Annotated in this window: 14 protein-coding genes and 1 tRNA gene; 12 read left to right on the forward strand and 3 right to left on the reverse strand. The window is 70.7% G+C overall.

The features are described 5' to 3' along the window. Nucleotides 1-334: hypothetical protein (locus tag BLT97_RS38305; protein WP_218137324.1), on the reverse strand; the 334-nt coding region annotated here is incomplete at its 3' end. Between the two features lie 121 nt (nucleotides 335-455). On the opposite strand from BLT97_RS38305, the gene BLT97_RS25440 reads away from it, so the two are divergent. Then, the gene (locus tag BLT97_RS25440; RefSeq protein WP_003955420.1) at nucleotides 456-752 is read left to right on the forward strand and encodes a type II toxin-antitoxin system VapB family antitoxin; all 297 of its coding nucleotides are present in this window, start codon (nucleotides 456-458) and stop codon (nucleotides 750-752) included. A gap of 110 nt (nucleotides 753-862) precedes the next feature. Further along, nucleotides 863-1,522: a LytR C-terminal domain-containing protein gene (locus BLT97_RS25445; RefSeq protein ID WP_093614128.1), complete on the forward strand. Its 660-nt coding sequence runs from the start codon at nucleotides 863-865 to the stop codon at nucleotides 1,520-1,522. Between the two features lie 105 nt (nucleotides 1,523-1,627). Here BLT97_RS25445 and upp read toward each other — a convergent pair whose 3' ends face one another. After that, complete coding sequence (upp, locus tag BLT97_RS25450; protein ID WP_093614130.1) at nucleotides 1,628-2,263, reverse strand: uracil phosphoribosyltransferase; 636 nt, start codon at nucleotides 2,261-2,263, stop codon at nucleotides 1,628-1,630. Between the two features lie 225 nt (nucleotides 2,264-2,488). Here upp and BLT97_RS38005 point away from each other — a divergent pair, with 225 nt between their 5' ends. The 9 genes from BLT97_RS38005 (at nucleotide 2,489) to BLT97_RS25485 (ending at nucleotide 9,987) form a co-directional block, all read left to right on the forward strand. Then, complete coding sequence (locus BLT97_RS38005) at nucleotides 2,489-2,665, forward strand: hypothetical protein (protein WP_176953891.1); 177 nt, start codon at nucleotides 2,489-2,491, stop codon at nucleotides 2,663-2,665. A gap of 191 nt (nucleotides 2,666-2,856) precedes the next feature. Then, on the forward strand, nucleotides 2,857-3,408 hold the full coding sequence (locus tag BLT97_RS25455) for a tRNA adenosine deaminase-associated protein (protein ID WP_093614132.1): 552 nt from the start codon (nucleotides 2,857-2,859) through the stop codon (nucleotides 3,406-3,408). 73 nt (nucleotides 3,409-3,481) lie between these two features. After that, complete coding sequence (gene tadA / locus BLT97_RS25460; RefSeq protein ID WP_093614134.1) at nucleotides 3,482-3,910, forward strand: tRNA adenosine(34) deaminase TadA; 429 nt, start codon at nucleotides 3,482-3,484, stop codon at nucleotides 3,908-3,910. Nucleotides 3,911-4,022: 112 nt separating this feature from the next. Further along, nucleotides 4,023-4,107, forward strand: a tRNA-Ser gene (locus tag BLT97_RS25465). Nucleotides 4,108-4,434: 327 nt separating this feature from the next. After that, a complete protein-coding gene (locus BLT97_RS25470; RefSeq protein WP_093614136.1) occupies nucleotides 4,435-6,102 on the forward strand; it encodes an FG-GAP repeat domain-containing protein in 1,668 nt (555 codons plus the stop codon). Nucleotides 6,103-6,651: 549 nt separating this feature from the next. Further along, entirely contained in the window at nucleotides 6,652-6,816 is a 165-nt protein-coding gene (locus tag BLT97_RS38010; RefSeq protein WP_165335433.1) for a hypothetical protein, read from the forward strand. A 210-nt stretch (nucleotides 6,817-7,026) separates the two neighbouring features. Then, nucleotides 7,027-7,881: an RNA polymerase sigma factor SigF gene (locus BLT97_RS25475; protein ID WP_093614452.1), complete on the forward strand. Its 855-nt coding sequence runs from the start codon at nucleotides 7,027-7,029 to the stop codon at nucleotides 7,879-7,881. A gap of 237 nt (nucleotides 7,882-8,118) precedes the next feature. Next, nucleotides 8,119-8,982 carry an RNA polymerase sigma factor SigF gene (locus BLT97_RS25480; protein ID WP_093614138.1) on the forward strand — a complete coding sequence of 288 codons (864 nt, stop codon included), beginning with the start codon at nucleotides 8,119-8,121 and terminating at the stop codon, nucleotides 8,980-8,982. A gap of 147 nt (nucleotides 8,983-9,129) precedes the next feature. Beyond that, nucleotides 9,130-9,987, forward strand: a complete 858-nt coding sequence (locus BLT97_RS25485) for a hypothetical protein (protein WP_245769542.1) — start codon at nucleotides 9,130-9,132, stop codon at nucleotides 9,985-9,987. Nucleotides 9,988-10,161: 174 nt separating this feature from the next. On the opposite strand, the gene BLT97_RS25490 is transcribed toward BLT97_RS25485, so the two are convergent. Next, nucleotides 10,162-10,368, reverse strand: a complete 207-nt coding sequence (locus tag BLT97_RS25490) for a hypothetical protein (protein WP_093614142.1) — start codon at nucleotides 10,366-10,368, stop codon at nucleotides 10,162-10,164. Nucleotides 10,369-10,607: 239 nt separating this feature from the next. Between BLT97_RS25490 and BLT97_RS25495 the strand changes: the two genes are divergently transcribed. Next, nucleotides 10,608-11,150, forward strand: coding sequence for a MarR family winged helix-turn-helix transcriptional regulator (locus BLT97_RS25495; RefSeq protein WP_093614144.1), 543 nt, complete (start codon nucleotides 10,608-10,610; stop codon nucleotides 11,148-11,150). The last annotated feature ends 19 nt before the right edge of the window (nucleotides 11,151-11,169 follow it).

An 11,169-nucleotide genomic window follows, 5' to 3' on the forward strand; every position in this document is an offset into this window, starting at 1 on the left:
GGGCGGGGCCTGCGGGTGGGGCGGGGGGTGCGGCGGGCTCAGTGGGCTCGGTGGGTGCGGCCGGGGTCGCTGCCGGGTCCGTGGACGCGGAGGGCGTTGCCGCCGGGCCCGGGGGCGCGGGGGCCGGGGCGGGCTCGGGCGCCGGCTCGGGCTGCGGGGCGGGGTGCGTGGCGGGGCCCGGAGGTGCGGGAGCCGGAGCCGGGGCGGAGCCGGGGGCGGGGCCCGGGGCGGGCGCGGGGGCAGGTGCCGCGGCCGGATCGGTGCCGGCCGCCGGGGCCGCGGTGGCGTCGGGCTGGTCCGCGCCCTCGGGCGCCATCGGCTCGCTCTCGCTCATTTCAGGCCCCTGTTCCCGGTTTGACTGTTCCCGGTATGCCCCGGTTTGGGGCGTCATTTCCCAGCCTCGCACTCCGTCGCCATGGCTGCGCCCGGAGCCCCCTGCCCGGTAGGCTTTCCGTGTGATCTTCAAGCGCATCGGAAACGGCCGGCCGTACCCCGACCACGGCCGGGAAAGCACCCGGCAGTGGGCGGACGTCGCGCCGCGCCCGGTCCGCCTCGATCAGCTGGTGACCACCAAGGGCCAGCTGGACCTGGAGACCCTGCTCGCCGAGGACTCCACCTTCTACGGCGACCTCTTCGCCCACGTCGTGAAGTGGCAGGGCGACCTCTACCTGGAGGACGGCCTGCACCGCGCCGTCCGCGCCGCCCTCCAGCAGCGCCAGGTGCTGCACGCGCGCGTTCTCGAACTGGGCTGACCCCCGGGGCGCAAGGCCCCAAGTCGGCATTGACCCTTTCGGGTTGGGTTCGCCCGCCACCCATTGATCATTTAGTAGGCAGACCCCACACCCGGCATTACGCTGCGCCCATGAGCATGCTCACTCCCCCCGGCATGGGCGGCGAATACCGCATCACGGGGGACAAGTACCCGCGAATGCGCCGCAACCGGCGGCGCCGCCGGATCGTGCTCGCGGTCTTCGCCTGCGTCGCCGTCCTCGGGCTTCTCACGTACGGAACCATCGAGTTGATCGGTGTCTTCTCCGGCGAGAAGAGCGACCGGGGCGAGCGCACCGTCGCCGCCAACAAGCCGGAGCCGGACTGCAAGCCGGCCCCCTCGGCGCCGTCGAAGCCGAAGAAGCCCCCGATGGTGCTGCCCGAGCCGGCGGACGTACAGGTCAACGTCTTCAACGCGACGCCGCGCGGCGGTCTCGCCAAGGAGACGGCGGACGAGCTCAAGAAGCGCGGCTTCACCGTCGGCAAGGTGGGCAACGCGGAGAAGAAGTTCGACAAGAAGGTCAAGGGCGAAGCGATACTGCTCGGCCCCAAGTCCACGCTCACCAAGGGGATGGTCGTCCTCGGCACGCAGGTCGCGGGCGCCGAGACGCAGACGGACACCCGCAAGACCGCGGACATCGACCTCATCCTCGGCGCGGGCTTCAAGTCCCTCGCGACCAAGGAGGACGCGGCGAAGGCGCTGGACGCCCTGACGAAGCCGGCCCCGGCGCCGCAGAAGCCGAAGGGCTGCTGACCGCCTCGACGGACATCGCCCACCACATGACGGAGGGGCCGCCGGATCACCGGCGGCCCCTCCGTCATGTCTTCCCGCGCATGTCTTCTCGCGAGAGCGACTGACCTACTCAGCCGTCCCGTACATCCGGTCGCCCGCGTCACCGAGGCCCGGCACGATGTAGCCGACCTCGTTGAGCCGCTCGTCGACGGCGGCGGTCAGCACCGTCACCGGGGTGCCGGCCAGCTCGCGCTCCATCACCTCGACGCCCTCGGGCGCCGCGAGCAGCACCACGGCGGTGACGTCGTCGGCGCCGCGCTTGATCAGCTCCTTGATCGCCGCGACCAGGGTGCCGCCGGTGGCGAGCATCGGGTCCACGACGTACACCTGCCGCCCCGACAGGTCCTCCGGCATGCGCGTGGCGTACGTGGAGGCCTCGAGCGTCTCCTCGTTGCGCACCATGCCCAGGAAGCCCACCTCGGCGGTCGGCAGCAGACGCACCATGCCGTCGAGCATGCCGAGCCCGGCGCGCAGGATCGGCACGACCAGCGGGCGCGGGTAGGAGAGCTTGACCCCGGTCGTCGGGCCCACGGGCGTCTCGATGTCGACCTGCTCGGTGCGCACGTCCCGCGTGGCCTCGTACGCGAGCAGCGTCACGAGCTCGTCGGCGAGCCGGCGGAAGGTCGGCGAGTCGGTGCGCTTGTCGCGCAGCGTGGTGAGTTTGTGCGCGACCAGGGGGTGGTCGACGACGTGCAGGCGCACAAGAGCCTCCAGAGCTCCGGTCGGGGTCCTCACTGCGGGCCCGCGCCGGTACGGCGACGGGCGAGGCCGCGGCAGCGACCCGCCCTCAGATTACCGGGGCAAACAGGGCCCGGCTCGCGCTCGCGTTCGGTACCGCACCCGTGAGCGTTCGCATCAAACCCGCCGTACGAGGGAAACTGCAGGGGCAAGGGCCTGCCTTTCGACCGACCGGAGGTGGTGCGGCCCATGCAGCAGAACGAACCGCAGCAGGAGACCGAGACCGACGCGGAGCGCCGCAGGCGCCGCGCCCAGTTCCTGCGCGAGCGCCACGAGGCCCAGGAGCTGCGCGACCGCGTCAAGCCGCGGCGCGCCCGGGCGGCCCGCATGCGCCAGGCGATGCGCATGCGCACGTTCCGCTGGTAGCGGCGGCCCCACTCACCCCGTGCCGTAGATCACAACCACGGCTCGCCGCAGACACAGCGGGCCGAAGACCTCTCGCGAAGCCGTCGTTTCTGCCACGATTCCGAGTGGGCGGGCAGGAAAAGCACTCCGTCCGCCAGACTCCGCCGGGGGGACCCCCGACCGGCACGCCTCAGACCAGTGGGAGAGTCACGGTGTACTTCGCCGCACTGCTCGCGCGCACCGAAGACGGGTGGGAAGCGAGCGACACGGAGCTCGACGATGTGGAGACCCTGTCGGATCTGACAGAACTGGCCCTGGAAGCCGCGTCCGGTGACGCCGACGACACGGTGCTGGTCTTCATCGAGCAGGAAGATGTGTGGTTCGGCGTCGTCCGCGTGGACGGCGAGGAGGACCCGAGGATCTACGTCTCGGATGCCGCCGCGGCCTCCCGCAGCAGCTACGGCGAGATCCTGCTCACCGACGAACTGCTCGGCCGCGAGCCCGGCACGGGCGAGGAGGACGACCTGGAGGAGCTCACCGACCTCGACGGCACCGAGGACGGCGAGTCCGGTGCGTACGAGGACGAGGCGGAGGCCGACGCCGACGCCCCGTCCGACTCCGTGCCCTCGGGCCCGCTGGGCGACACCCGGATCCTGGAGGACCTGGGCCTGCCCGAGAAGGAGCTCCTGTCCCTGCGCACCGACGCCCTGAGCGAGATCGCCGAGGCACTCGGCGCCTCGGAAGTCCTGGAGACGGTGCGCTGATCCCCGTACGCACGACACCGCACCCGATGTCTTGAACAGCACCGACCCTGTACGCGACCGCTGGCGGGCGCCGATGGAGCGCGCCCTGGAGGAGGCCGGTCTGGCCCTCCGGGGCGGGGACGTGCCCGTCGGCGCGCTCGTCCTGTCCCCGGAGGGCGAGCTCCTCGCCGCCGGGCACAACGAACGCGAGGTCACCGGCGACCCCACGGCCCACGCCGAGATCCTGGCGCTGCGCCGGGCCGCGGCGAAGCTCGGGGAGTGGCGGCTGCCCGGCTGCACCCTCGTCGTCACGCTCGAACCGTGCGTGATGTGCGCGGGCGCGCTGGTGCAGTCCCGTATCGCCCGGGTCGTCTACGGCGCGCGCGACGAGAAGGCCGGCGCGGCGGGCTCCCTGTGGGACCTCGTCCGCGACCGGCGCCTCAACCACCGCCCGGAGGTGATCGCGGGCGTCCTGGAGGAGGAGTGCTCGCGTCGCCTCACGCGCTTCTTCCGGGACCGCTGAGCCCCAGTTCACGCGGGTCACCGGCGCCGGCGGGCCGGCTGTGGGCCAGCTCACCACGTCCTGATCGATACGGATTTCAGAGCACGGGCTCCTTTGGGCTAAGCTCTCTCTCGGTAGCGTGTCCGAGCGGCCGAAGGAGCTCGCCTCGAAAGCGAGTGTGGCGCAAGTCACCGAGGGTTCAAATCCCTCCGCTACCGCTGACAGAAGGCCCGGTCCATATGGACCGGGCCTTCTTGCGTGATCCGACAACCTTCACGAGCCGCGTCGAGGGCATCGGCCGTAAGTGCGCAGGTCAATCCTGGTTCACCACTTCAGCCTCACGCGCCTCAGCGGTAGAGTCACCCCACTCCGGGCACCAATTCACCATGCGTGTGGCGCATTTGTGAATCTCTTCGACCCGGTTCCACCACTTTCTTACCCCTGGGGGGGCTTTGTCTTCTGTGGAACCTGCGCTGTCCGCGCCCGCGCGAGGGAGCAGCGCGCGCCGGATCGCGGCCTGCACCGCTCTGGTTCTCTCGGCCGGCATGCTGCTGGCCGCCCCGGCCACCGCCGACACCCCGGCACCCGACCGCACCGTCACCGAACGGCCCGCCTCCGCAAAGGCCCAACTGCCGGACCTGGCACTCCCGAAGCCCGCCTCCCGGCCGGCCAGGGCCGCCGCAGCCGGCACGGCGCAGGCGCGTGCGGACTTCGACGGTGACGGAGTCTCGGACCTCCTCTACCGGACGTACGACGCCGAGCTGTACATCGAACCCAGCAGCGCGACGGAGAGCAGGCCGTTCGACCTTCCCGGGCGGGTTCCGTCCGCGCACAAGGACATCGTCCCGGTCGGCGACCAGACCGGCGACGGGGTCGCCGACCTCCTGAGCCTGTCGCCCTACGGGTCGCTCTCCTTCCACCCCGGCGGCTCCGCAGCCGGGGCCGGCTCCGCGTCATGGACCGGCAAGGGCTGGCAGATCTACAACAAGGTCCTCTCACCTGGCGACCTGACCGGCGACGGCCGGGCCGACCTGGTGGCCCGTACGCCCGCGGGCGAGCTGTACCTGTACGCGGCCACCGGCAACACGGCCTCGGCCCCGTTCGCCGCACGGGTGAAGGTCGGCAACGGCTGGACCATGTACGACCAGCTCATCGGGGCGAACGATGTCACCGCGGACGGCATCGCCGACCTCTACGGACGGACCGTCTCCGGCGACCTGTACTTCTACGAGGGCACCGGCTCCGCGGCCGCGCCGTTCAAGAAGGCCGTCAAGGCCGGCCACGGCTGGAAGATCTACAACCAGGTCGTCGGCGTCGACGACCTCAACGGGGACGGCCGCGGTGATCTGATCGGCCGCGCCGTGAACGGTGACGTCTACGTCTACCTCGCCTCCGGCAACGGAGGCGAGCTCGCACCGCGCACCGCGGGCGGCTCCGGTCTCAACGTGGCGTCGCTCATCGCCGGCGCCGGCGGCAATCCCGACTTCGGCAAGAACGACGTCCTCGGCCTCGACACCAAGGGCACGCTCTGGTCCTACTGGTCGCTGAACAACGGCACCCTCACGCCGCGCACCCAGATGAGCGACCCCGGCGGCTGGAAGGGCGCCAAGCCGCTGTACGTGTCCTCGCTCAACGAGAACACCCTCGTCGACCTGCTCGAGGTGTACGGCAGCGAGCTGTACAACTACAGCTATTCGACGGACAGCGTCCCGAAGATCAGCAGCAGCTGGGGCAGTTACAACGTGACCGTCGGCCCCGGCGACCTGACCGGCGACGGCAAGGGCGACCTCCTGGCCCGGGACCGCTCGGGATACCTGTACCTGCACCCGGGCACCGGTACGGGCAGCGGCTTCGGCTCGCGCATCAAGATCGGCGGCGGCTGGAACACGTACACCGTGATCGTCGGTGCCGGTGACTTCACCGGTGACGGCCGCGCCGACCTGCTGAGCCGCAACTCAGGGGGCACGCTGTACATGTACCGGGGCACGGGCGACAAGTACCGCCCGTTCCTGGCGCCGTTCCCCGTCGGCAACGGCTGGAACACGTACACGAAGCTGGTCGCACCCGGCGACATCAACGGAGACGGCAAGGCCGACCTCCTCGGCGTCGCCCGTGACGGCAGCCTCTACCGCTACACCTCCAACGGCAGCGGCCAGTTCACCGCTCCGTTCAGGCTCGGCGGCGGCTGGAACACGTACACCACCCTGAACTGACCGGCAGCTCGACGGCGTTCCGACGAGGCCCTGCGGCCGGCGTACCCCGTACGCCGGCCGCAGGGCCTGTGGGCTTTCGGCGCGCCTGCGCGCAGAGCCCCGGCGAGGCGGTTCACAGCCTGACACGGCCTTTAAGGACCTAAGGCCCGCCAAGCCAGGCCCTTTGCCGTGCCGCGGCCGCCCGGGACAGGAGCAGGATTGGTCGTGCGCCCGGCGGATCTGGCAGGAATCCGCAGGGCACCGGGACCCGGCTCCACTGCGGGGTCCACGCCGCGAGCTTCCCCCCTGACTGCGGCGTGGGCTGATGAGCCAGGTCCTCGCCGGGGGAAGCGGCTTGTCCCCCCGATGCCGCTTCCCCCGCCCAAACGGAGCGAGAGCCCCGGCGCCTTCACGGAGCCGGGGCTCTCGCCGTACGGGGGTCGGGGACGCGGGCTCGCAACCCCGCCGAACCCTTCACGTTTTCGCCGTGCGGACTCCTGCACGAGCGCCCGTACGCCCTGGATAGACTCACCCGACTGCACGAAGGAGACAGGCACGGGGAGGCCGTACGTGGTGCAAGCGAAGAAGGTCGCGCTCTACATGGTCGTCGTCTTCGTGCTGTACACGATCATCACGTCTCCGGAGCGCGCCGCCGACCTCGTCCAGGTGGGCTTCGAGGGCATCTCCGACGCCGCCCAGGGCGTGGGGGACTTCATGTCGGAGCTCGTGAACTAGACGGCCGGGAAGACCCCGCGAAACGCCCGGCGAAAGTCAGCCCGGGCACACCGCCCTCCACTCGAACGTGGGGGCATTTTTAGGTTTACGTCCCAACTTGCCCTCAACACGGCGTTATCCGGTGCTTGCACACAGTGCACATGTCTTGTGATGCTATGACCGCTTTTGCGAAATGTTGATCGGTTGCATCGATAAGGGGTGGCGTTGACCGTGCCGGCCAGTACTGCTCCCCAAGTGCCGCCCCAGGACACCCCGGCCAGTGCCGTGGACGGCGACGAACGCCCCCTGTCTCCCGCGAAGAAGCGCACGGCGGACACCAGGGCCCTGACCCAAGTGCTGTTCGGCCAGCTCAAGCAGCTGTCCCCCGGGACCGCCGAGCACGGCCGCGTACGCGCCGCGCTGATCGAGGCCAACCTCCCGCTGGTCCGGTACGCGGCCGCGCGCTTCCGCAGCCGCAACGAGCCGATGGAGGACGTGGTCCAGGTCGGCACGATCGGGCTCATCAACGCCATCGACCGGTTCGACCCGGACCGCGGCGTGCAGTTCCCGACGTTCGCGATGCCCACGGTGGTCGGCGAGATCAAGCGGTACTTCCGCGACAACGTGCGCACCGTGCACGTGCCGCGCCGGCTGCACGAGCTGTGGGTGCAGGTGACCAGCGCGACCGAGGATCTGACGACCTCCTTCGGGCGTTCGCCGACCACGGCCGAGATCGCCGAGCGGCTGCGCATCACCGAGGACGAGGTGCTCGCCTGTATCGAGGCCGGGCGTTCGTACCACGCCACTTCACTGGAGGCGGCGCAGGAGGGCGACGGGCTGCCCGGACTGCTCGACCGGCTCGGCTACGAGGACCCCGCGCTCGACGGCGTGGAGCACCGCGACCTCGTCCGGCACCTGCTGGTTCAACTGCCCGAACGCGAACAGCGCATCCTGCTGCTCCGTTACTACAGCAACCTCACGCAGTCGCAGATCAGCGCCGAACTGGGCGTATCCCAGATGCATGTGTCAAGGCTCCTCGCCCGGAGCTTTGCGCGACTGCGATCCGCAAACAGGATCGAAGCGTAGCTGGATCGAGTAACGCTCTTTTGGGCTCACTTGAGCCCGCGAAAAGCCGCAGAACCCCCCTTACCTGCGCAGATCCAGCCGTAACTTGTCGACAAGTCACTACAGCGTGTTGCCGACATGTGACATTCTGCTGGAACCGCGTTTGCCGCAGCCTCACGACCGGTATTCAGGGTGTGGCTGCGTTCCTTGAAGACGGGAGCGCCGGCCGCGACCGTCCGCGACCCATGAGGGGGTGGCATGTCCGCAGAACAGGGCAGCTCGAAGGTGCTCACGCGCAGCACGACCGCCGCAGCCGATGTGCTCGACCGCGCAGAAGTCCCGCTCGACGCACGGCCCGAGGTCATCGACACCCGCACCCTGTCCCGCTCTCTCTTCCTGCGGCTCGCCACGCTCGACGAGGACAGCCCGGAGCGCGCGTATGTACGCGACACGCTCATCGAGTTGAACCTGCCGCTGGTGCGCTACGCGGCCGCCCGCTTCCGCAGTCGCAATGAGCCGATGGAGGACATCGTCCAGGTCGGCACCATCGGCCTGATCAAGGCGATCGACCGCTTCGACTGCGAACGGGGCGTGGAATTCCCGACGTTCGCGATGCCGACCGTCGTCGGCGAGATCAAGCGCTTCTTCCGTGACACCTCCTGGTCGGTGCGGGTGCCGCGCAGACTCCAGGAGCTGCGCCTGGCCCTGACCAAGGCCAGCGACGAGCTCGCCCAGAAGCTCGACCGCTCGCCGACCGTGCCCGAACTCGCCGCGGTGCTCGGCGTATCGGAGGAGGACGTCGTCGACGGCCTCGCGGTGGGCAACGCGTACACCGCCTCCTCGCTCGACTCCCCCGCCATGGAGGACGACGGCGGCGAGGGCTCGCTCGCGGACCGGCTCGGCTACGAGGACACCGCGCTCGAAGGCGTGGAGTACCGCGAGTCGCTGAAGCCGCTGCTCGCAAAGCTGCCGCCGCGCGAGCGCCGGATCATCATGCTGCGCTTCTTCGCGAACATGACGCAGTCGCAGATCGGCGAAGAGGTGGGCATCTCGCAGATGCATGTCTCGCGGCTGCTCACGCGGACGCTGGCGCAGCTGCGTGAGGGCCTCATCGCGGACTGACGGCCCGTACGTCCCGTAAGTCCCTTACGGGGCCGGCTGGTTGGAGCTCCCCCCTGGGCGCCCCGGGTGGTCTCACTTGTTGACGCGATGCCTCATTGCGGGCATCCCGGGGTTCCTAATTGACGCACCGTCAGCCACACTGGCGCGATGAGCGCCAGGAGTCCCTTCCGTCGTCAGCGCCGCGGCATGGCCGTCGCGGCTTCCGCTGCCGTGGTCTGCCTCGGCACCCTGCTCGCCGCGTGCGGCTCCGGCACGTCGGATGACGGGTACGTGGCGGTGGGCGCGGCGGGGTCCGGCCCGAGCGAGCGGGTCGAGCCGGTGCAGCCCACGGAGGACGTGGAGTTCGTACCGCTCGACGGTGAGAAGGGCGCGGAGGGGACGCCCTCCTCCGGTGCGCAGGGGAAGGACGGCGCGGACTCCGGCAAGGGCGGGTCAGGGCCGGGGTCGGCGTCCGGAGGCGCGGGCGGCTCGGGTGGTTCTGGCGGCTCGGGCGGTGGTTCGGGATCCGGCGCGGAGCCGGGCGGCTCGGAGGGGGAGTCGCCGGGCGGGAGCGCCGGTTCCGGTACCGGTACGTCGGGAGCCGCGGGTGGGTCCGGCGGGTCGGGTACGTCCGGCGGGTCCGGCGGTGGCGGGTCCGACTCCGGTGGTACGTCGGGGAGTTCGGGTGCCGCGCCGGGTACCGGGGCGCCGGCCGGGCCCGCGGTGCTCAAGGTCCTCGGCGAGCCGGTACGGAAGGCGACCGACCGGCGCTGGTGCGAGAAGGTCAGCGTGACCTTCCACAACACCGGTGGCAGCGCGGTGCGTTCAGCCGAGGTGACCTTCGGGACGCACATCATCGGCGCGCTCGGTGTGGACTGGGCCACGATCAAGTCCACGGAGAAGGTGGCCGCGCCGATCGCCGCAGGGGCGAAGAAGACGCAGACCTGGACGGTGTGCGTGGAGGCGTGGCGCGTACCGCTGGGCATGCGGATCGAGACGCAGGACGTCTCGGTGAAGTGGCAGTAGGCGGCGAGGGAGCGACGGCAAGTGCCTGAACCCAGGCACCGTCACGCCTTCGCCAGCCGGGCATCGGGCTGCGCAGGCCGGGCTCGTACGTCCTGACCGCGCTCGTGCGTCCTGGCCGCGCTCGTACCTCCCCGGCCAGGCGCCGGTCCTCACCGGCGCCCGCGCAAGGCTTCGTCAGGCGAGCGCCAGCCAGGCCACCGCCGCGACGATCGCGACGGCCGCGATGACGCCGACGATCAGACCGATACGCGGTCCCGCCGAAGCCGCCGGCTGCGCGCCGCGGGCCGGGCCGCCCTCGTCGACGAAGGCGCGGAACATCTGCGTGCTCCCCGCGGGGTCGTGGCTCTCGGGACCCTGGGGCGCGTGGGGGTTGTGTGCCATGGGGCAGGACCCTAGCGAAGTCGCCGGTTTCGCCCAACCCCCGGCCCCGCGCCGCACACCGTCCCGGCGCCCGCTCCTCACGATCCCGCCGCTTTGCCGGACCATTGCCAGGAATTTAAGGGCCTTCGCCCCTTTTTAATTTGCCTGCGGCAACCAACCGCTTCTATCGTTGCCCTAAGCAACAAAAGCCCTGAGTGGCTCCGAACGTTCCGCAAGAAGAAGATCCCCGGGGGTGTCCAGTGGCCGAGCGGGAGCGCTACGAGGAGCTCGCGCGACAGCTGAGCGCCGTCAACGCGGTCAAGCGGGACCTCGCCCGTGTGCTGCCGGCCGACTGCCCGCCCGCCTCCGCCGCCGTCCTCACCGTGCTCGACCGGCACGGCGAGATGCGGATGAGCCGGCTGGCCGAGCTGCTCGCCATCGACATGTCGGTGACCAGCCGGCATGTGGCGCACGGAGCCGAGCGCGGCTGGATCGACCGCGATCCCGATCCGGGCGACCGCCGCTCACGCATCCTGCGGCTCACGCCCGCGGGAAAGCAGCGCCTCCTGGAGCTCGGCGAGCGCTACACGCAGGCGCTCGCGCACTGCCTCAGCGGCTGGTCCGACGAGGAACTGGGACAGCTGAACGCCCTGCTGGCCAAGCTGCACGACAGCTTCGGCGTGTGCCGGGGGAGCACGCCGCGGTTCCAGGACCTGGCCGCGCCCCCGCCGGTCGCCGAGCCCTCGCGGCTCGCCGATCCGTCGCCCCTCCCCGAGCCGCCGCCGTTGCCGGCTCAGGCCTGAGGCCGCACAGGTCACACAG

This window comes from Streptomyces indicus (genome assembly GCF_900100315.1).
Lineage (GTDB): Bacteria > Actinomycetota > Actinomycetes > Streptomycetales > Streptomycetaceae > Streptomyces > Streptomyces indicus.